At 64.7% G+C, this 19,562-nt stretch carries 21 protein-coding genes; 7 read left to right on the forward strand and 14 right to left on the reverse strand.

Going from position 1 to position 19,562, the window contains the following annotated elements; all coding sequences use genetic code 11:
- Positions 1–46: 46 nt before the first annotated feature.
- Positions 47–931 carry an NAD kinase gene (locus ABC383_RS18445; protein ID WP_413015794.1) on the reverse strand — a complete coding sequence of 295 codons (885 nt, stop codon included), beginning with the start codon at positions 929–931 and terminating at the stop codon, positions 47–49.
- A 106-nt stretch (positions 932–1,037) separates the two neighbouring features.
- Between ABC383_RS18445 and ABC383_RS18450 the strand changes: the two genes are divergently transcribed.
- The 3 genes from ABC383_RS18450 to ABC383_RS18460 are packed head-to-tail and all read left to right on the forward strand — an operon-like array spanning position 1,038 to position 3,262.
- The gene (locus tag ABC383_RS18450) at positions 1,038–1,748 is read left to right on the forward strand and encodes an HAD family hydrolase (RefSeq protein ID WP_413015796.1); all 711 of its coding nucleotides are present in this window, start codon (positions 1,038–1,040) and stop codon (positions 1,746–1,748) included.
- 25 nt (positions 1,749–1,773) lie between these two features.
- On the forward strand, positions 1,774–2,799 hold the full coding sequence (hrcA, locus tag ABC383_RS18455) for a heat-inducible transcriptional repressor HrcA (RefSeq protein ID WP_413015798.1): 1,026 nt from the start codon (positions 1,774–1,776) through the stop codon (positions 2,797–2,799).
- 10 nt (positions 2,800–2,809) lie between these two features.
- Complete coding sequence (locus ABC383_RS18460) at positions 2,810–3,262, forward strand: metallophosphoesterase family protein (RefSeq protein ID WP_413015800.1); 453 nt, start codon at positions 2,810–2,812, stop codon at positions 3,260–3,262.
- 51 nt (positions 3,263–3,313) lie between these two features.
- On the opposite strand, the gene panB is transcribed toward ABC383_RS18460, so the two are convergent.
- From panB to hda, 5 genes are all read right to left on the reverse strand, one after another.
- A complete protein-coding gene (gene panB / locus ABC383_RS18465; protein ID WP_413015802.1) occupies positions 3,314–4,144 on the reverse strand; it encodes a 3-methyl-2-oxobutanoate hydroxymethyltransferase in 831 nt (276 codons plus the stop codon).
- A gap of 112 nt (positions 4,145–4,256) precedes the next feature.
- Positions 4,257–4,742 (reverse strand): 2-amino-4-hydroxy-6-hydroxymethyldihydropteridine diphosphokinase, encoded by a 486-nt coding sequence (gene folK / locus ABC383_RS18470; protein ID WP_413015804.1) that lies wholly within the window; start codon positions 4,740–4,742, stop codon positions 4,257–4,259.
- Positions 4,739–6,127 (reverse strand): polynucleotide adenylyltransferase PcnB, encoded by a 1,389-nt coding sequence (gene pcnB, locus ABC383_RS18475; RefSeq protein WP_413015806.1) that lies wholly within the window; start codon positions 6,125–6,127, stop codon positions 4,739–4,741. Before pcnB ends, folK begins: the two co-directional genes overlap by 4 nt.
- A complete protein-coding gene (locus ABC383_RS18480) occupies positions 6,120–6,794 on the reverse strand; it encodes a histidinol-phosphatase (RefSeq protein WP_413015808.1) in 675 nt (224 codons plus the stop codon). The genes pcnB and ABC383_RS18480 overlap by 8 nt, the downstream gene beginning before the upstream one ends.
- Positions 6,791–7,471 (reverse strand): DnaA regulatory inactivator Hda, encoded by a 681-nt coding sequence (gene hda, locus ABC383_RS18485; RefSeq protein ID WP_413015810.1) that lies wholly within the window; start codon positions 7,469–7,471, stop codon positions 6,791–6,793. The genes ABC383_RS18480 and hda overlap by 4 nt, the downstream gene beginning before the upstream one ends.
- A 276-nt stretch (positions 7,472–7,747) precedes the next feature.
- Between hda and purM the strand changes: the two genes are divergently transcribed.
- Positions 7,748–8,791 (forward strand): phosphoribosylformylglycinamidine cyclo-ligase, encoded by a 1,044-nt coding sequence (gene purM, locus ABC383_RS18490; protein ID WP_413015812.1) that lies wholly within the window; start codon positions 7,748–7,750, stop codon positions 8,789–8,791.
- A 5-nt stretch (positions 8,792–8,796) separates the two neighbouring features.
- Positions 8,797–9,180 (forward strand): VOC family protein, encoded by a 384-nt coding sequence (locus tag ABC383_RS18495; RefSeq protein ID WP_413015814.1) that lies wholly within the window; start codon positions 8,797–8,799, stop codon positions 9,178–9,180.
- Positions 9,181–9,206: 26 nt separating this feature from the next.
- On the opposite strand, the gene ABC383_RS18500 is transcribed toward ABC383_RS18495, so the two are convergent.
- The 8 genes from ABC383_RS18500 to ABC383_RS18535 all read right to left on the reverse strand — a co-directional run bounded on the left by ABC383_RS18500 (position 9,207) and on the right by ABC383_RS18535 (position 17,929).
- Positions 9,207–10,082, reverse strand: a complete 876-nt coding sequence (locus ABC383_RS18500) for a proteasome-type protease (protein WP_413015816.1) — start codon at positions 10,080–10,082, stop codon at positions 9,207–9,209.
- A 66-nt stretch (positions 10,083–10,148) separates the two neighbouring features.
- The gene (locus ABC383_RS18505; RefSeq protein WP_413015817.1) at positions 10,149–10,946 is read right to left on the reverse strand and encodes a transglutaminase family protein; all 798 of its coding nucleotides are present in this window, start codon (positions 10,944–10,946) and stop codon (positions 10,149–10,151) included.
- Positions 10,947–10,950: 4 nt separating this feature from the next.
- Positions 10,951–11,922: an alpha-E domain-containing protein gene (locus ABC383_RS18510; RefSeq protein WP_413015819.1), complete on the reverse strand. Its 972-nt coding sequence runs from the start codon at positions 11,920–11,922 to the stop codon at positions 10,951–10,953.
- 1 nt (position 11,923) lies between these two features.
- On the reverse strand, positions 11,924–13,339 hold the full coding sequence (locus tag ABC383_RS18515) for a circularly permuted type 2 ATP-grasp protein (protein WP_413015821.1): 1,416 nt from the start codon (positions 13,337–13,339) through the stop codon (positions 11,924–11,926).
- A gap of 80 nt (positions 13,340–13,419) precedes the next feature.
- Positions 13,420–15,462 carry a sodium:solute symporter family protein gene (locus ABC383_RS18520; protein WP_413015823.1) on the reverse strand — a complete coding sequence of 681 codons (2,043 nt, stop codon included), beginning with the start codon at positions 15,460–15,462 and terminating at the stop codon, positions 13,420–13,422.
- Entirely contained in the window at positions 15,452–15,721 is a 270-nt protein-coding gene (locus ABC383_RS18525; protein ID WP_413015825.1) for a DUF4212 domain-containing protein, read from the reverse strand. Before ABC383_RS18525 ends, ABC383_RS18520 begins: the two co-directional genes overlap by 11 nt.
- Positions 15,711–17,225, reverse strand: a complete 1,515-nt coding sequence (locus ABC383_RS18530) for a sensor histidine kinase (RefSeq protein WP_413015827.1) — start codon at positions 17,223–17,225, stop codon at positions 15,711–15,713. The genes ABC383_RS18525 and ABC383_RS18530 overlap by 11 nt, the downstream gene beginning before the upstream one ends.
- A gap of 5 nt (positions 17,226–17,230) precedes the next feature.
- Positions 17,231–17,929: a response regulator gene (locus tag ABC383_RS18535; RefSeq protein ID WP_413015829.1), complete on the reverse strand. Its 699-nt coding sequence runs from the start codon at positions 17,927–17,929 to the stop codon at positions 17,231–17,233.
- A gap of 249 nt (positions 17,930–18,178) precedes the next feature.
- Here ABC383_RS18535 and recA point away from each other — a divergent pair, with 249 nt between their 5' ends.
- Both recA and ABC383_RS18545 read left to right on the forward strand, forming a co-directional pair.
- A complete protein-coding gene (gene recA / locus ABC383_RS18540; protein ID WP_413015831.1) occupies positions 18,179–19,267 on the forward strand; it encodes a recombinase RecA in 1,089 nt (362 codons plus the stop codon).
- 114 nt (positions 19,268–19,381) lie between these two features.
- Complete coding sequence (locus tag ABC383_RS18545; RefSeq protein WP_413015833.1) at positions 19,382–19,558, forward strand: hypothetical protein; 177 nt, start codon at positions 19,382–19,384, stop codon at positions 19,556–19,558.
- Positions 19,559–19,562: the final 4 nt, after the last annotated feature.

A 19,562-nucleotide genomic window follows, 5' to 3' on the forward strand; every position in this document is an offset into this window, starting at 1 on the left:
TGTTCGGATTTGCGGAATTCCGCGCCGCGGCGTCGCGGCGGGGAAATTATTTTAACTGACCTTCGACGGAAGGATATTCATTCCAGTGCAACTTCTCGCGCAGCGTGTCGTAGTAGCTCCAGCCGCGCGGATGCAGGAAGGTGGCCGAATGCGCCGAGCGCCGCACCAGGATGCAGTCGTGATAGGCCAGGCTCGCCAGCGACTGCATGTCGAAATTGATGCTGCAGTCGCGCCCGGCAATGACTTCGATGCGGATCTCGCAGGAGTCGGGCAGCACGATCGGACGGTTCGACAGCGCATGCGGCGCGATCGGCACCAGAACGATGCCGCCCAGGGTAGGGTGCAGCAGCGGTCCGCCGGCCGACAGCGCATAGGCGGTCGAGCCGGTGGGGGTGGAGGCGATCAGGCCGTCCGAGCGCTGGTTGTACATGAAGTGGCCGTCGACTGTCACCCGCAGCTCGACCATGCCGGAGCCGGCGCCGCGCGCCACCACCACATCGTTGAAGGCCAGGCCACGGAAGATGATCTGGCCGTCGCGCAGCACCGCGCCTTCCAGCAGGCTGCGCTGTTCCGATTCCATCTCGCCGGCCAGCATGTCCGACAAAATCGGCAGCATGCCTTCGGCCGGGATGTCGGTCATGAAGCCCAGCCGGCCCTGGTTGATGCCGATCAGCGGCACATTGTAGGGCGCCAGCTGGCGGGCGATGCCCAGCATGGTGCCGTCGCCGCCGACCACGATGGCGGCGTCCGCCTGTTCGCCGATCTGCTGCGCGTTCAGGCCGATGCCCTGGTGGTTGATGTTCTGCGCCGTCTCGGCCTCGAACAGCACCTCGATGCCGGCATCCTGCAGGAAGGCGGCGAGCTGCGTCAGCGACTCGGCGATACCCGTGGCGCCCGGCTTGCCGATAATCGCAATTTTCTGAAAAGTCATCTGTGTGGGAGGCGTGAACGACGGCATGCGGCAGATTAGACCATAATTCCCGTGCAAACCAGTTTATGCGCCGACAAACTGTTAAAACTCTGGAAACTTCAGTCTTATGCCCGCCATCAAAGCCGTACTGTTCGACCTAGACGATACCCTGTGGCCCATCGTGCCCGTCATCCTGCGCGCCGAGCGCCTGCTGTTCGACTGGATCAGGGAACACGCGCCCACTGTCGCGGCCGGCTACAGCATCGAGGAAATGCGGGCGAGGCGGGTGGCGCTGATGAAGTCCGAACCGCTCTACGCGATCAACCTGGCGGCGCTGCGCCACGCGGTGCTGACCGAGGTGTTCGTTGCCTGCGGGGAAAGCGCGGCGTCGGTGGATACGGCGATGGCCATCTTCAACGCCGCCCGCAACCAGGTCGAGCCGTATCCGGATGTGCATCCGGTGCTGGACGCCCTGCGGCGCAAGGTGGCGCTGGGCTCGGTCTCCAACGGCGTGGCCGACCTGGGCGCAATAGGCATGGATCATTATTTCGACGTGTCCATCGCCGCCCACCAGTTCGGCAGCGCCAAGCCGGACCCGGCGATCTTCCGCCATGCCTGCGAGGCGCTGCAGGTCGAGCCGGCCGAGGCGGTCTATGTCGGCGACGATCCGCTGCTCGACGTGGAAGGCGCGCAGAAGGCCGGCCTGCGCGGCGTCTGGCTGCGGCGGCAGGACTTGCCGCTGCGCACCATGCCTGACCATGTGGCGCCGGATGCCGTCTGTGCGTCGCTGCACGACCTGGAAGTCTGGCTGGAAACACGGATAAATCATGGCGCCTGATGCGCCACGACATTAGACTACGGACATGCAACTCGATCATCGCGCACAAACCCTGCTCAAAGCCCTGGTGGAACGGTATATCGCCGACGGCCAGCCGGTCGGTTCCCGCGCACTGTCCAAGATCTCCGGACTCGACCTGTCGCCCGCCACCATCCGCAACATCATGGCCGACCTGGAGGAAATGGGGCTGGTCAGCAGCCCGCACACCTCGGCCGGCCGCGTTCCCACGCCACGCGGCTACCGAATGTTCGTCGACACCCTGCTGACGGTGCAGCCGCTGGACGAGAAGGCGGTGGAATTCCGGCTGCAGCCAAAGAACCAGATCGGCTCGCCGCAGCGCATCATTTCCAGCGCCGCCCAGGTGCTGTCCTCGCTGTCGCAATTCGCCGGCGTGGTGCTGACGCCGCGCCGCGAATCGGTCTTCCAGCAGGTGGAATTCCTGCGCTTGTCGGAAAAACGCATCCTGCTGGTGATCGTCGCGCCCAATGGCGAAGTCCAGAACCGGCTGCTGCTGACCGATGTCGACTACACCCGCTCACAACTGGTGGAAGCGGCCAACTACATCAACCTGCACTATGGCGGCCTGAGTTTCGACGATGTGCGCAACCGGCTGCAGGCCGAACTGCGCCAGCTGCGCGACGACATGACGCGGCTGATGCAGGCGGCGGTCGAGGCGGGCAGCGACGCGATGACGGAAAACAATGACGAGGTCGTCATTTCCGGCGAGCGCAACCTGCTGTCGGTGAGCGATCTGTCTTCCAACATGACCTCGCTGCGCAAGCTGTTCGACATGTTCGAGCAGAAGACCAGCCTGATGCAGCTGCTGGACGTGTCGAGCAAGGCCACCGGCGTGCAGATCTTCATCGGCGGCGAGTCGCAGCTGATGCCGGTCGATGAAATGAGCGTGGTCACCGCGCCCTATGGCGTCAATGGCAAGGTGGTCGGCACGCTCGGTGTGATCGGCCCGACCCGCATGGCCTATGAGCGGGTGATTCCGATCGTCGACATCACGGCCAAGCTGCTGTCGAACGCGCTGAGCCACGGCAGCTGAGCGGGCGGCGATGCGCATCGGGCTAATCTCCGACACCCACGGTCTGCTGCGGCAGGAAGCCCTGGCCGCGCTGGCTGGCGTGGACCGCATCATCCATGCCGGCGACATCGGCAATGCGCAGATCCTGGAAGCGCTGGCGGCGATCGCGCCGGTCGATGCGGTGCGCGGCAACAACGACACGGGGCCGTGGGCAAAGGCGGTGCCGCACAGCCTGACGCTGAGCTTCGATGGCGTCGCGATTCACCTGCTGCATGATGTGAAGGAATTGAAGAATGCGCTGCCGCCGGTGCAGGTGGTCATCGCCGGTCACTCCCACAAGCCCATGGTGCGCGAGGAGGGCGGCGTGCTGCTGGTCAACCCGGGCAGCGCCGGACCGCGCCGTTTCAAGCTGCCGGTCACGGTCGGCTTTCTGTCGATCGACGCCGGCGTGGCCATGGCGTCGATCACGCAGCTGACGGTCTGACGCCGCGCCGCACCGCCACGAGCTGGCCGCACGGCGCGGCGGGTCGGCAGCTCAGAAGCAGTGTTCGGCCGCCGGGAAGCTGCCGTCCTTCACCGCCGCCACATAGGCCTTGACCGCCGCGTCTATGCTGGTCTGGCCATCCATGAAGTTCTTCACGAAGCGCGCCTTGTGGCCGGGGAAGACGCCCAGCATGTCATGCATCACCAGCACCTGGCCCGAGCAGTCGGGGCCGGCGCCGATGCCGATGGTGGGGATCGCCAGCGCCTCCGTCACCTCGCGGCCGAGCGCCGCGGGGATCGCTTCCAGCACCACCACCGACGCGCCCGCCGCCTGCAGCGCCAGCGCGTCATCCTTCATCTGCTCGGCGCCGGCAACCGACTTGCCCTGCACCTTGAAGCCGCCCAGCACATGCACCGATTGCGGCGTCAGGCCAACATGGGCGCAGACCGGGATCGCGCGCTCGGTCAGGAAGCGCACGGTCGACGCCAGCCAGGCGCCGCCTTCGAGCTTGATCATGTGGGCGCCGGCGCGCATCAGTTCGGCGGCATTGCTGAAGGCAGCCTCGGGCGTGGCATAGGTGCCGAACGGCATGTCGGCCACCAAGAGCGCGGTGCGATTGCCACGCGCCACGCTGGCGGTGTGATACGCCATGTCGGCCAGCGTGACCGGCAGGGTGGACTGGTGTCCCTGCGACACCATGCCCAGCGAGTCGCCCACCAGCAGCATCTCGACGCCGCAGCGGTCCATCAGCGCGGCGAAGCTGGCGTCGTAGCAGGTGAGCATGGTGATCTTTTCGCCTGCCGCGCGCATTGCCATCAGCGCCGGCGCGGTGACTGCCTTGCTGCGTCCCGCAGCCTGGTTTTCCTGCAGATAGCCTGCCATTTCTTGTCCTCCGGTTGCAGTGTCTGGGATGGCGCGCACGGCGCCTGTTCTTGTTCTGGTGCGGCTGGTCAGCGGCCGCTATACATGTCGGCCGGCGCCTTCCGGACTGGCTTCAGTCCCTGATCGCCGAAATCGCCTGGCCGGCGACATCGGGCACGAAGCCATGCGCCGGCCCCTTGCCGGGAATCTCGATCAGGGGCGCGATCTGCAGCAGCGGAATCAGCACGAAGGCGCGCTGCGTCATGCGCGGATGCGGCACCGTCAGCGCCGTCGTGGCGATCCGTTCGCTGCCATACAGCAGCAGGTCCAGGTCCAGCGTGCGCGGTGCATTGTAGCCCGGCCGTGTACGGCCATGCGCCTGTTCGATTTCCAGCAGCCGCTCCAGCAACTGCTGCGCCGGCAGCCGGGTTTCGATCCGGGCCACGGCGTTGACGTAATCGTCGCCGCCGGCATCGACCGGCGCGGTCCTGAACAGGCTGGACTGGGCCAGCAGCCTGGTCTCGGGCAGTTCGTCCAGGGCCTGCAGCGCCGCCTGCACGGCGCCGCGGGCGTCGCCCAGGTTGGCGCCCAGGCCGATGTAGGCTGCCACTGGCTTCATTCGCCGTGCTCGCCGGCCATGGTCGGGTTGTCGCCAGCCGCGCCGGTGGCCGACTCCTTCTTCGGACGGCGGCGCCGGGCGCGTTTCTTCGGCGCGGCGGCTTCGCCATCGGCCTTGGGCTTCCTGGCCAGCAGTTCCTCGCGGCCGGGGCCGTCGGCTTCCATGAAGGCGGTCCACCATTCGCCGGCCTCGGCGTCGAGTTCGCCTGATTCGCAGCGCAGCAGCAGGAAGTCATAGCCGGCGCGCAGGCGCGGATGCTCCAGCAGCTTGTACGGCGACTTGCCGCTGCGGCGCTCGAAGCGCGGCTGCATCGCCCAGATGTCGCGCATGTCGGTGGCGATGCGGCGCTGCAAGGCCAGCTTCTCGGTCTGCCCGTTGAGCACATCGTCGGCCGCCTGGTGCAGGGCCGGGATCGGAAATTCGCCGGCGGCCTGGTAGGCGCGCCATTTCTCCAGCACCTGGTGCCACAGCAGCGAAGCGAACAGGAAGCCCGGCGACACCGGCTTGCCCTGCCGGATGCGCAGGTCGGTATTGTCCAGCGCCAGGCGCACGAAGCGCTCGCCCAGGGGCTGCTCCATCACCACGTCCAAGAGCGGCAGCAGGCCATGGTGCAGGCCTTCGCTGCGCAGCCGCTCCAGGCAGGCCATCGCCTGGCCGCTCATCAGGAGCTTCAGCATTTCATCGAATACCCGCGCCGCCGGCACGTTGTTGATCAGCGGCGCCATCACCGGGATCGGCGCCTGGGCCGACGGGTCGATCTCGAAGCCGAGCTTGGCGGCAAAGCGCACCACCCGCAGCATGCGCACCGGGTCTTCGCGGTAGCGCTCCTCGGGCACGCCTATCATGCGCAGCGTGCGGTTGCGGATGTCGGCCATGCCGCCGTGGTAGTCCAGCACCTCCTGGGTGGCCGGGTCGTAGTACATCGCATTGATGGTGAAGTCGCGCCGCAGGGCGTCTTCATGCTGCTCGCCGAAGGTGTTGTCGCGCAGCACCCGGCCATGCTCGTCCTTGGGCGCGGCTTCCTTGGCCGCGCCGCGGAAGGTAGTGACTTCCAGCAGGTCCTGGCCGAACATCACGTGCACGATCTGAAAGCGCCGGCCGATGATGAAGGCGCGCCGGAACAGCGCCTTGACCTGCTCGGGCGTGGCATTGGTGGCGATGTCGAAGTCCTTGGGCTTGACGCCCAATAGCAGATCGCGCACCGCGCCGCCGACCAGGAAAGCCTTGAAGCCGGCCTGCTGCAGCGTCTGCGTCACGCGGATCGCATTGTTCGATACCAGTTCGGGATTGATGCCATGTTCCTGCGGTCCGAGGACCACGGGCTGGGTCGGGTCGGCTGCCTGCTGCGGCTTGCCGAGAATGCGCCGTATGAGCTTTTTAATCATTGAACAGATTCAGGATGGGCCAGCCGCGCTCTTTTGCATGCGCGCCCAGCAGGGCATTGGGATTGGTCGCAACCGGATGGGTGACGGCTTCCAGTAGCGGTATGTCGTTCTGTGAATCGCTGTAAAACGTGCTGCGGGCGAAGCCTTCCAGCGATTGGCCGCGCGCGTCCAGCCATTTGCGGATGTTGACCACCTTGCCGGCGCCGTAGGGCGGCGTGCCGACGAAGGCGCCGGTGATGTCGCCGTTGGCATCGACTTCCGGCTCGGCGGCGATCAGGTGCTCGACGCCGAATTCGCGGGCGATCGGCGCGGTCACGAAGCGGTTGGTGGCGGTGATGATGGCCACCAGGTCGCCCGCGTCCAGGTGTTTCTGCACCAGCGCCAGCGCGCCGGGCTTGACGGCCGGGCGGATCACTTCGTCCATGAACTGGCGGTGCCAGGCATCGAGCTGGGAGCGCGGAAACCGCGCCAGCGTGCCGAAGGCGAATTCGAGGTAGGCCACCGGGTCCAGCGTGCCGGCCTGGTACTGGGCATAGAACTCGCCATTGCGGCGCGCGAATTCCACCGGGTCCACCGCGCCGATGCGCGACATGAACTGGCCCCATTCATAGTCGGAATCGAGCGGCAGCAGCGTGTGGTCAAGGTCAAACAGGGTCAGGTTGTTCATGGCTTCGTTTCATCTTCCAGTTGCAGCAGGTCGCGCAGCAGGGGCAGGGTAATCGGACGCTGGGTTTCCAGCGAATAGCGGTCCAGCGCGTCGAGCATCGCGGACAGGGACCGCATGTCGCGCTCGAAGTGGGTGATCAGGTAGGGCAGCACGCCGGGCGAGACCGCCAGCCCGCGGGTCGCCGCGGCCTGGCTCAGCGCGGCGATTTTTTCCTCGTCGCTCAGTTCATGCACCTGGTAGATCAGGCCCCAGCCCATGCGGGTGCGCAGGTCTTCCCGCACCGGCAGCACCGCCGGCGGCACCGCGCCGCCGGTAATCATCAGCGCGCCGTGCTCGCGCACTTCATTGAACAGGTTGAAGGCCGCGATCTGCGCCTCTGGCGACAACTGCTCGCAGTCGTCGAGCAGATAGATGCGGATGGCGGGATCGTAGCGGCAGGCCTGTGCCGCGCTGGCGGCGTCGATATAGCGGGCATCCGGCAACACCGCCAGCGCGCGCAGCAGATGCGTCTTGCCGGCGCCGGCGCGGCCCCACAGATACACGAAGCGTTCGCGGCTGTCCTCCGGATGCGCGGCCAGCCGGCACAGCAGCTGATAAAGCTCGGCATTTTTCCCGGCCTCGAAATTGGCCAGGGTTTGCGGCTTTTCCGCGATCAAATCCAGCAGCAGCTGTCTCATGCGTGAAGTGGTGGGGCTGTTCGGTGGCGCTGCGCGCGCCCAATGTCGTGTAAAAACGGAAATGTTGTCAGGGAGTAGCCTGCATCATCGCCGAGCACGACCTCGCAGGCAAGTCCCGGGCAAGTGCCTCCGATGCGCCGCCGGCATCGTTCCGTGATCAAAGAAAATGGCATGAATTCGGCGGCTGGATTGTCCGGTTTGATAAAATACGCGTTTTTCCGGAAGCAAGTTCCGGCGCCAACCGTCTATTTTACCGCCTCTGCCGCCAATCACATCATGAGTTCCCAATCCAACGTTTCCCTTTCCTACCGCGACGCCGGTGTTGATATTGATGCGGGCGATGCCCTGGTGGAAGCGATCAAGCCCTTCGCCAAGCGCACCATGCGCGAAGGCGTGCTGGGCGGCATCGGCGGTTTTGGCGCGCTGTTCGAGATCAGCAAGAAGTACAAGGAGCCGGTGCTGGTGTCCGGCACCGACGGCGTCGGCACTAAGCTCAAGCTTGCCTTCCACCTGAACCGGCATGACACGGTCGGCATCGACCTGGTGGCGATGAGCGTCAACGACATCCTGGTGCAGGGCGCCGAGCCGCTGTTCTTCCTCGACTACTTTGCCTGTGGCAAGCTCGACGTGCCGACCGCCACCGACGTGGTCAAGGGCATTGCCCGCGGCTGCGAACTGGCCGGCTGCGCACTGATCGGCGGCGAAACCGCGGAAATGCCCAGCATGTACCCGGACGGCGAATACGACCTGGCGGGCTTTGCCGTCGGCGCGGTGGAAAAGTCGTCCATCATCGATGGCACGAAAATCACGCCGGGCGACGTGGTGCTGGGTCTGGCTTCTTCCGGCGCCCATTCCAACGGCTATTCGCTGGTGCGCAAGATTATCTCAGTGGCCCAGCCCGACCTGAACGCCGACTTCCACGGCCGCCCCCTGGCCGACGCGCTGCTGGAGCCAACCCGCATCTATGTGAAGCCGCTCTTGGCGCTGATGCAGAGCATGGAAGTGCGCGGCATGGTGCACATCACCGGCGGCGGCCTCGTTGAAAACATCCCGCGCGTGCTGCAGCCCAATCTCACCGCAGTGCTGCAGCGCGACAGCTGGACCATGCCGCCGCTGTTCTCCTGGCTGCAGCAGCATGGCGGCGTGGCCGACGCCGAGATGCACCGGGTGTTCAACTGCGGCATCGGCATGGCGGTCATCGTGTCGGCGGCGAATGCCGACGCGGCGATGGCGCAGCTGAAGGCGGCGGGCGAGACGGTGTTCCGCATTGGCGAGATCCGCGAGCGCCAGGGTGAGGAAGCGCAGACTATCGTGCTGTAAACAGCATGCATATAGACCGCCTCGATCACCTGGTGCTGACCGTCGCCAATGTCGACGTCACCTGCGCCTTCTACCAGCGCGTGTTGGGCATGGGGGTGGTCACCTTCGGCGAGAGCCGAAAGGCGCTGACCTTCGGCGCCCAGAAAATCAACCTGCATCAGCATGGGCGCGAGTTTGAGCCCAAGGCAGATATGCCGACACCTGGTTCAGCCGATCTTTGCCTGATTGCCGGCGTGCCGCTGGCCGAAGCGCAGGCGCATGTCCGCGCTTGTGGAATAGATATCATCGAAGGCCCGGTGCAACGCACCGGCGCGAAGGGTTCTATCCTGTCGATCTATTTCCGTGACCCGGATGCCAATCTGATCGAGGTGTCGAACTACCTAGGCTAAGGGAAGCGACGGGCCGGATACCCTCGTCAATGCTGCCCGCCACCATTCTCCTGCGCCACGCTCTGCAGCGGGGCATCCTCCCGCCCCGCCACCCGCAATTCCTCTGGCGGCTGTATCCGCACCGGATAGCTCCGGTCGCCCGCCAGTGACAGCGCCACCGGCTGCGCCGGGTCGGGCGCATTCCAGACCGGGTCCTCGATGCCTTCGAAGATGTGCTTCAGCTGCTCGCCCCAGATGCCGCGGATCATCTGGAAGTACTTGTTCTTCTCGGTGATCTTGACGAAGCGCCGGATCGCCAGCGAGCCGGATTCATAGACCAGCAGGTCCAGCGGCAGGCCGACCGACACGTTCGAGCGCAGCGTGGAATCCATCGAGATCAGTGCGCACTTGGCGGCTTCGTCCAGGCTGCTGGCCGGCGTGATCACGCGGTCGATGATGGGCTTGCCGTATTTCGACTCGCCGATCTGGAAGTAGGGGTTTTCATCGTGGGATTCGATGAAGTTGCCGGCGGAATAGACCTGGAACAGCCGGCAGTTCTCATTGCCGATCTGGCCACCGAAGATCATGCGCACGTTGAAGTCGATACCGAACTGCTCCAGCGCCTTGGCGTCGCGGGCATAGACGATGCGGATGGCCTCGCCGACGATTTGGGCTGCCTCGTACATATTGCCTACGGTCCAGATGGTCTTGCCGTCGGGCGTGACATGGTCGCTGATCACCTGGCGTATCGCCTGTGACAGCGACAGGTTGCCCGAGGTCATCAGGACCATCACCCGGTCGCCCGGGTTCTCGAAGGCGTACATCTTGCGGAAGGTGCCGACATTGTCGATGCCGGCATTGGTGCGCGAGTCGGACAGAAAAACCAGTCCTTCGTGGAGACGCATGGCGACGCAGTAAGTCATGATCGCAGTAAGAAATCCAAAAAAAAGATTGTACCGCAGCAACCTTTGAACCCGTCCGGCTTGTGCCTAGCGCCGCACCACACTGACGCGTACCTCCAACGATTCCATGCCGCCGCCCTGTCTGACGCCCCGCACCGGCGCCGCCGAATCATAGTCGCGGCCGATGGCGAGCCGGCAGTAGTGGGTGTTCTGGTAGCAGGCATGCGTCACGTCGAAGCTGGCCCATCCCTGGAAGCTGCCGTCATCCACCCACATGTCGACCCATGCATGGCTTTCCGCATGGTCGCTGGTGCCGGGGTCAATATACCCTGATACGTAACGCGCCGGGATGCCTTGCACATGGCAGCAGGCCAGAAAAAGATGCGCGTGGTCCTGGCACACGCCCTTGCCCAGTTTCAGTGCGTCGGCGGCGGTGGTGGTGACCTCGGTTGCACCGCTGCGGTACGCCACTGCACCATTGATGGCCTCGGCCAGTTCCAGCGCGGCGCGGCTGTCCTTGCCCTGCAGGTGGCGGCGGGCGAAGTCGGCCACGTCGTCCGGCGCCTCTGTGAGCCGGGTGGTCACGGTATAGACCAGCGGCGACAGCCTGTCCTGGTCGTCCAGCCGGCCGCGGTCGAGTTCCCCGACTTCCAGCGTGCCGCCGGCGACGATGCGGATTTCATCGTGCATGCCGGTGACGGTCAGGATATGCGCCCGGTTGCCGTAGGCGTCGAGGTAGTCATGACAGCTGCCCGGCGCGTTGACCCGCCAGTCGCGCACCTTCTGGTGCGGCTCGGAACGCGGCGTCAGGCGCAGCTGCTGGATGGTGTAGGACATCGGCGCCGTGTACCGGTAGATGGTTTCGTGCTTGATGGAGAGGATCATGGCGTCACGCACTTATCGGAAGGAGGAAGTCGCGGCTGACCCGGTTGCCCAGTTCGTTGATGTCGGCCAGGAAGCGTTCGAGGTAGTCATGCAGGCCCTGCTCGAGAATGTCGTCGATGCTGGCGAACTTGAGCTGCGCATGCAGGCGCCCGGCGAAGCGCTCGGTCCGGGCCGAGTTGTCGTTGGCGACATTCCTCAGGTTGGCAACCACTTCCTCCAGGCAGCCCAGCAGCGAGCGCGGCATGTCTGGGCGCAGCATCAGCAATTCGGCCACACGCGCCGGCGTGATCACGTCGCGGTAGACCTTGCGGTAGATCTCGAAGGCCGACACCGAGCGCAGGATCGCCGCCCAGTAATAGAAATCGCGCTGCGTATCCTGGATGGTGGGTTCGCCCAGGTCGCCGGACGGGCTGTCCTGCTTGGCGCCGTGGAACTTCACGTCGAGTATCCGGGCCGTGTTGTCGGCGCGCTCCAGGTGGGTGCCGAGCCGGATGAAGTAGAAGGCCTCGTCCTTCAGCATGGTGCCGATGGTGACGCCGCGCGACAGGTGCGAGCGGTACTTCACCCATTCGAAGAAGGGGCTGGGGTCGTCGCGCAGGCTGCGATTCCTGAGCTGGTTCTGCACTTCCAGCCAGGTGGTGTTGTGGGTTTCCCAGACTTCGGTGGTGAGCGTGCCGCGCACGGCGCGCGCATTCTCGCGGGCGCTGGCCAGGCAGGACACGATGGAGGAAGGATTGGCCGGGTCGCGCGTCATGAAGTCGATCACGTCGCGCGCGCTGATCCTGGGGTACTTGGCGTGGAAGGCTTCTTCCAGCTCGGAGATGCCCAGCATGGCGCGCCAGCCGCGCTCGGTGGCGTCGGCCGACTGCGGCAGCAGGGCAGTCTGGACATTCACGTCCAGCATGCGGGCGGTGTTCTCGGCGCGTTCGGTATAGCGCGCCATCCAGAACAGATGGTCTGCGGTGCGGCTCAGCATGTCATTCCTCCAGTATCCAGGTGTCCTTGGTGCCGCCGCCCTGCGACGAATTCACCACCAGCGAGCCTTCCTTCAATGCCACCCGCGTGAGGCCCCCCGGCACCATGGATACGGTCTTGCCGGACAGCACGAAGGGGCGCAGGTCGATATGGCGCGGCGCGATGCCGGCGTCGACGAAGGTGGGGCAGGCCGACAGCGCCAGCGTCGGTTGCGCGATGTAGCCTTCGGGCCGGGCGATGATGCGCTGGCGGAATGCCTCGATCTCCGCCTTGGTGGAGGCTGGCCCGACCAGCATGCCGTAGCCGCCGGCGCCGTGCACTTCCTTGACCACCAGTTCCGGCAGGTTCGCCAGCGTATAGGCGAGATCGTCCTTCTTGCGGCATTGCCAGGTCGGCACGTTGTTCAGTATCGGTTCTTCCGACAGGTAGAAGCGGATCATGTCGGGCACGTACGGATAGATCGACTTGTCGTCGGCCACGCCGGTGCCGATGGCGTTGGCCAGCGTGACCCGGCCAGCGCGGTACACCGACAGCAGGCCCGGCACGCCCAGCGTGGAGTCGGCCTTGAAGGACAGCGGGTCGAGGTAGTCGTCGTCGATGCGGCGATAGATCACGTCCACCCGGCGCGGGCCGCGCGTGGTGCGCATGTACACCGCGTTATCGTTGACGAACAGGTCCTTGCCCTCCACCAGCTCCACGCCCATCTGCTGCGCCAGGAAGGCATGCTCGAAGTAGGCCGAGTTGTACATGCCGGGCGTCATCACCACCACGGTCGGGTCGGTCACGCCCAGCGGCGCCACCGAGCGCAGGTTGTCCAGCAGCAGGTCGGGATAATGCTCGACCGGCGCCACCTTGTAGCGGGCGAACAGCTCGGGAAACAGCCGCATCATCATCTTGCGGTCTTCCAGCATGTACGACACGCCGGACGGCACCCGCAGGTTATCTTCCAGCACATAGAACTCGCCTTCGCCGGCGCGCACCAGGTCGATGCCGGCGATATGGGCGTAGATGTCGGAAGCGACCGAAATGCCCTGCACCTCGGGCCGGTACTGGGCATTGCGGAACACCTGTTCGGCCGGCATGATGCCGGCGCGCACGATGTTCTGGTCGTGATAGATGTCGTGGATGAACATATTCAGCGCGGTCACGCGCTGCACCAGGCCCGCTTCCATGCCTTTCCATTCCTGCGCGGTGATGATGCGCGAAATGATGTCGAACGGGATCAGCCGCTCGGTGCCGGCGTCGTCGCCATAGACCGCGAAGGTGATGCCGACCCGGCGAAAGATCAGGTCGGCCTCGGCCCGCTTGCGGGCCAGGGTCTCGGGCGACTGCTCGGATAGCCAGGCGGCGAATTCGCGATAGTGCGCCCGCACATCGCCTGAGCCGCCGGCATACATCTCATCAAAAAACGTTGGCATGATTGCTCCGCTGTGTTTGCCATCTGGCTTTGTGTACGACCTAACAAGAAACATGCCAGCAGGAAGTGTAAGGCGCCTGGCTAGGGCATTCTCAATTGGTCAATGAAAGCTTGAGTGCGTTGATCCGGCGGATCGGTCAAAAGACTTACCAGCACCAGCGCGAGACAGCCCGCCGGCACGCCGAACACGCCCGCCGAGATCGGCGCGATATGAAACCATTGCGCGGCTGACGTGCCGCCCAATGAAGTATTGGTATGGAGCATGTAAAAAACACACACGCCAAAGCCGGTCAGCATGCCGGCGATGGCGCCCGGCTGATTGGCGCGGCGCCAGAAAACGCCCGCCACCAGCGCCGGGAACAGCGTCGAGGCCGCCAGCGAAAACGCGGCGCCCACCAGCGACAGGATGTCGCCCGGCTTCAGCGATGCCGCATAGGCGGCGATCAGCGCCACCACCAGCAGCAGCAGCTTGGAGATGGTGACGCGCTTCTGGGTCGAGGCCTTCGGGTCCAGCGTCTTGAAATACACATCGTGCGACAGCGCATTGGAGATGGTCAGCAGCAGGCCGTCGGCGGTGGACAGCGCGGCGGCCAGGCCGCCGGCGGCGATCAGGCCCGAGATCACATAGGGCAGGCCGGCGATCTCGGGCGTTGCCAGCACCACCATGTCGCCGTCGAGCGCAATCTCGGCCAGTTGCACGATGCCGTCGCCGTTGATGTCGGCAATCTGTACCAGCGGCCGCAGCTTGTCGATGCTGGCCCAGTACGACACCCAGGCCGGCAGTCTGGAGAACTCGGAACCGACCAGCGAGCTGTAGATGTCGTACTTCACCAGCACCGCCAGTGCCGGCACCGCGGTGTAGATCAGCATGATGAACAGCAGTGTCCAGAACACGGAATGGCGGGTGGACGACACCGATGGCGTCGTGTAATAGCGCACCAGCACATGGGGCAGGGCGGCGGTGCCCATCATCAGGCACAGCACCAGCGCCAGGAAGTTGTTGCGCCGGATGTCGGAGCTTTCGCGATCCGGGCCGGGGAAGGGCTGCACATGCGAGGTCACCGGCGCGGCCCGCGCCAGATCGGCGGCCCGTTCCTCGGTCCAGACGCGTCGCGCTTCCGTGCTGTCCTTCGGATAGCTGGCCAGCGCGCGCGAGGCGGCGCGGATTTCCAGCAGCGAGGCATTGCCGGTCTTGAGCTGCTCCACCCGGCGCTGCGCCTGCAGCCTGCCGTCTTCCCAGGAATGCGGCAGGCCGGCCAGCCGCACCGCGTAGTCGTCGGCGCGCTTCCTGAACACGGCCCGCACTTCCTCCTCGGTCGGGTCGGCGGCCAGCAGCGCTTCGCGTTCGGACAGCTTGGCCAGCGCCGAGCCATAGGCGATCTGCGGCACCGGCACCGCGGTGTGCTTGGCCGACAGCCACACCACCGGGATCATGTAGGCCACCAGGATGATGATGTACTGCGCGATCTGGGTCCAGGTGATGGCGCGCATGCCGCCCAGGAAGGAGCAGACCAGGATGCTGGCCAGGCCGAGGAAGATGCCGATCGAGAAATCGATGCCGGTGAAGCGCGAGGTGATCAGGCCCACGCCATAGATCTGCGCCACCACGTAGGTGAAGGAAATCAGGATGGTGGCCAGCACCGCGAGCACGCGGATCAGGTTGCCGTTGTAGCGGCCCGGATAGCGCGCCGCCAGGAAGTCGGGAATGGTGTACTGGCCGAAGCGGCGCAGGTAGGGCGCGATCAGCAGCGCCACCAGCACGTAGCCGCCGGTCCAGCCCATGATGTAGGCCAGGCCGTCGAAACCCTGCAGGTAGAGGCCGCCTGCCAGGCTGATGAAGCTGGCCGCCGAGATCCAGTCGGCGGCGGTGGCCATGCCGTTGAAGACGGCCGGCACGCGGCGTCCGGCGACATAGTATTCCGAGACGTTGGAGGTGCGGCTCATCACGCCGATGCCGGCATACAGCACGATGGTGGAGAAGATGAAGAGGTAGCCGATCCAGGTGCGCGGGAAGCCTTCCTTCTCCAGGATGGACAGGGCCACCAGGAACAGGATGAAGCCGGCGGTATAGAGCAGGTAGTAGCGGCTGAGCTGGCGGGCATAGCTGCGTGGCTTATCCGCCATGGCTGTCCTCGCCGAAGCGCGCATCGAGCCGGCGCATGCGCAGCGCATAGAAGCCGACGATGGCCAGGTAGATCAGGATGGCGCCCTGGGCAGCCAGGTAGAAGGACACCGACCAGCCGAACAGGGTCAGGCCGGCCAGCTCGCGGGCAAAGAAGATCACGGCAAAGGTCACGCCCAGCCATAGCGCCAGCAGCAGGCCGGTCAGGCGACGGACATGGCGCCAGTAGGCGGCGCGGCGGTTGGCATCTCTATGCGCCATCTGAAACGGACTCCTCGGCCGCGGCCGGCTTTTCCTGCAGCGCCAGCGATACCCGGAACAGCGAACCGGGATGCGCCTTGTCATTGCTGTGCGGGTTGTTATAGATCTCGACCTCGGCGCCATGCTGCTGCGCGATCTCGCGCACGATGGCCAGGCCCAGGCCGCTGCCCTGGGTATGGCTGCCCAGTATCCGGTAGAAGCGCTCGAACACATGGCCCCGTTCAGCCGGCGCAATGCCCGGGCCGGTATCCTCCACTTCCATGATCGCCAGGCTTCGTTCGCGGTCGGCGCGCACCCGCACGGTGACGGCGCCGCCGGCCGGCGTGTAATGCAGCGCATTGTCGATCAGGTTGCCCAGCAGTTCGCGCAGCATGGTCGGATTGCCGCTGACCATGATCGGATGGCCGGGCTGCTCGAAGCCCAGGTCGATGCGGCGCGAAAAGGACAGCTGCACCCAGTCATGCACCACGTTGCGCGCCAGTTCGGACAGTTCGATCGGCATGAAGGGGTAAGCCTGCGGCGACTGGTTCTCGGCGCGGGCCAGCGCCAGCAGCTGGTTGACCAGGCGGGTGGCCGACTCCGAACTCTTGGCCAGCTGCTCCAGCGAGCGGTGTATCTCGTCGGCGCTGGTCTGGCGCAGCGCCAGTTCGGACTGCATGCGCATGCCGGCCAGCGGCGTCTTCATCTGGTGCGCGGCATCGGCGATGAAGCGCTTCTGCATCTGCAGGCTTTGCGACAGCTGCTCCAGCATGTAGTTGAGCGAGCCGACCAGCGGCGTGATCTCTTCCGGCACATGGCTTGAATCGATGGGAGAGAGATCGTCGGTGCGGCGGGCGCGGATGTGCTGCTGCAGCTCGGCCAGCGGTTTCAGGCCACGCGACAGCGCGAACCACACCAGCGCCAGCGCAATCGGCAGGATGATGAATTCCGGCAGGATCACGCCCTTGATGATCTGGTTGGCCAGTTCGGCGCGCTTGTCCAGGGTTTCGCCGACCTGTACCAGCGCCAGCCGGCGCTCGGCATCGGGCGCGCTCGGCGGCAGAGTCACATAGACATAGGCAATGCGGATGTCGGTGTTGCGCACGGTGGCATGGCGCAATTGCACCGACCACGGCGACACCTCTTCCTCTTCCTTGGGTGCCGGCAGCTCGAAGTCGCCGTCGATCACCGCGCCGTCTGGCGAGCGCACCTGGTAATAGACATTGTCGACATCATCGGCGCGCAGCAGGTCGCGCGCCGCCGCGGGCAGCGGCACCGTCAGCCGGCCATTGATTTCCTTGACCTGCTGCGCCAGCACCGTCACCCGGTCGTCCAGCGCGCGGTCGAACGGCTGGTTGGCGATGTTCTTGGCCACCACATAGGTGATGCCGATACTGATGGGCCACAGCAGCAGCAGCGGCACCAGCATCCAGTCCAGGATCTCGCCAAACAGCGAGCGCTGCATGGTCTCTTCCGCCTCGTCGAACCCGGTCGTGGCGGAGGCGGGCGGTGGCGCCTGTTTCATCGCTGTCAACTGGCGGAGGCGGGCGGATGGGCGGCTTCGCTGTACTTTTCCAGGCAATAGCCCAGTCCGCGCACGGTGGCGATGCGCACGCCGCCGGTCTCGATCTTCTTCCTCAGCCGGTGCACATAGACCTCGATCGCATTGTTGCTGACTTCCTCGCCCCATTCGCACATGTGGTCCACCAGCTGCTCCTTGGACACCAGGCGCCCGGTGCGCTGCAGCAGCACTTCCAGCAGACCCAGCTCGCGCGCCGACAGGTCCAGCATCTGGTCATTGATGTAGGCAATGCGGCCGACCTGGTCGTAGCACAGCGGCCCATGCCGGATCACGGTCGGCCCGCCGCCGACGCCGCGCCGCACCAGCGCCCGCACCCGGGCTTCCAGCTCGGACAGCGCAAACGGCTTGGCCATGAAGTCGTCGGCGCCCAGGTCCAGGCCCTTGACCCGCTGGTCGACGGAGTCGTTGGCGGTCAGGATCAGCACCGGCAGCCGCGAGTTGCGCGAACGCAGCCGGCGCAGCACTTCCAGGCCGCTCATCTTGGGCAGGCCGAGGTCGAGGATCAGCAGGTCGAAATCCTGGGTGGAGAGCGCGGAATCGGCTTCCTGGCCGGTCTTGACGCAGTCGGTCGCGTAGCCCGACTGGCGCAGGGAACGGGTCAGGCCATCGGCCAGCACGCCGTCATCTTCAGCTAACAGAATACGCATGGTAAAACGGTGTCCCCTCTAGTTGGCGCCAGTCTATTGTCTTTTTGTCTACCCGGCAATAAATCTGTCGAACACCGAACAACTATCAATGATTCGGCAGATTTTCAGCGAACATTTAGTGTACTGTCTCGGTCCATAAAAAACCCAGGTTTAGCTTGCATAAAGTACTGGATTTTTGTACAGTACTGGCTGTGAAATAAATTCGTTGAATCAGACTATCCATCGTTGATCTCACGCTGAAAGAAATTTATGGACGACAAGAAAGCAGCAATCTCCGGCTCGGACAAATCCAAGGCACTTGCTGCCGCGCTGGCCCAGATCGAAAAGCAGTTTGGCAAGGGCTCCGTCATGCGCATGGCTGACGGAGCGGTGGTCGAGGAAGTGCAGACCGTTTCCACCGGTTCGCTGGGCCTGGACATTGCGCTGGGCGTTGGCGGCCTGCCGCGCGGCCGGGTAGTGGAAATCTACGGTCCGGAATCCTCGGGCAAAACCACGCTGACGCTGCAGACCATTGCGCAGATGCAGAAAATGGGCGGCACCTGCGCCTTCATCGACGCCGAGCATGCGCTGGACGTGGTGTATGCGCAAAAGCTGGGCATCAACCTGCAGGACCTGCTGATTTCCCAGCCGGATACCGGCGAGCAGGCACTGGAAATCTGCGACGCGCTGGTACGTTCCGGCGGCGTCGACCTGATCGTGGTCGACTCGGTGGCGGCACTGACGCCACGCGCCGAAATCGAAGGCGACATGGGCGATTCCCTGCCTGGCCTGCAAGCGCGCCTGATGTCGCAAGCGCTGCGCAAGCTGACCGGCTCGATCAACCGCACCAACACCCTGGTGATCTTCATCAACCAGATCCGCATGAAGATCGGCGTGATGTTCGGCAACCCGGAAACCACCACCGGCGGCAATGCGTTGAAGTTCTACGCGTCGGTGCGCCTGGACATTCGCCGTACCGGCTCGATCAAGTCGGGCGATGAGGTGATCGGCAATGAAACCAAGGTCAAGGTCGTGAAGAACAAGATCGCGCCGCCGTTCAAGGAAGCGCACTTCGACATCCTGTACGGAGAAGGCACCTCGCGCGAAGGCGAGATCCTTGACCTGGGCGCGGATGCGAAGATCGTTGAAAAGTCGGGCGCCTGGTACAGCTACAACGGCGAACGCATCGGCCAGGGTAAGGACAATGCGCGTAATTTCCTGAAAGAGCGTCCGGAACTGGCGCTGGAAATCGAAAACAAGGTACGGGCTTCGCTGGGCGTGCCGCTGCTGCCGGTGCCTAAGGGTACGGAAGCAGGGAAGGCTGCGCGTGAAGTGAAGGAAGCCGGCGCCGCCGAGTAAGGTGGGGGAGGGTGGCGATCTCTGATCGCTGCATTTCTTTACAAGCCCGTTGTTCGGGATAGAGAAGCCTGCTGGAGACAGCGGGCTTCTTTCATTTCTGGATGGTTTCGGGAAATGGCGATCGACGAAGGCGGCAGTTGGGACCGCAATTTAAGTTCGGTTGCTTTTGAAGTCCACGCAGCGACAGTTGCGGTTGCGGTTGCGGTTGCGGTTGCGGTTGCAGTGGCCGTTGCCGTTGCCGTTGCCGTTGTCGTTGCAGTTGCAGTTGCAGTTGCAGTGAAGTCCCGTTGAGCGC

This window comes from Noviherbaspirillum phoenicis, from assembly GCF_047237965.1.
In the GTDB taxonomy this organism is placed as follows: Bacteria; Pseudomonadota; Gammaproteobacteria; order Burkholderiales; family Burkholderiaceae_D; genus Noviherbaspirillum_A.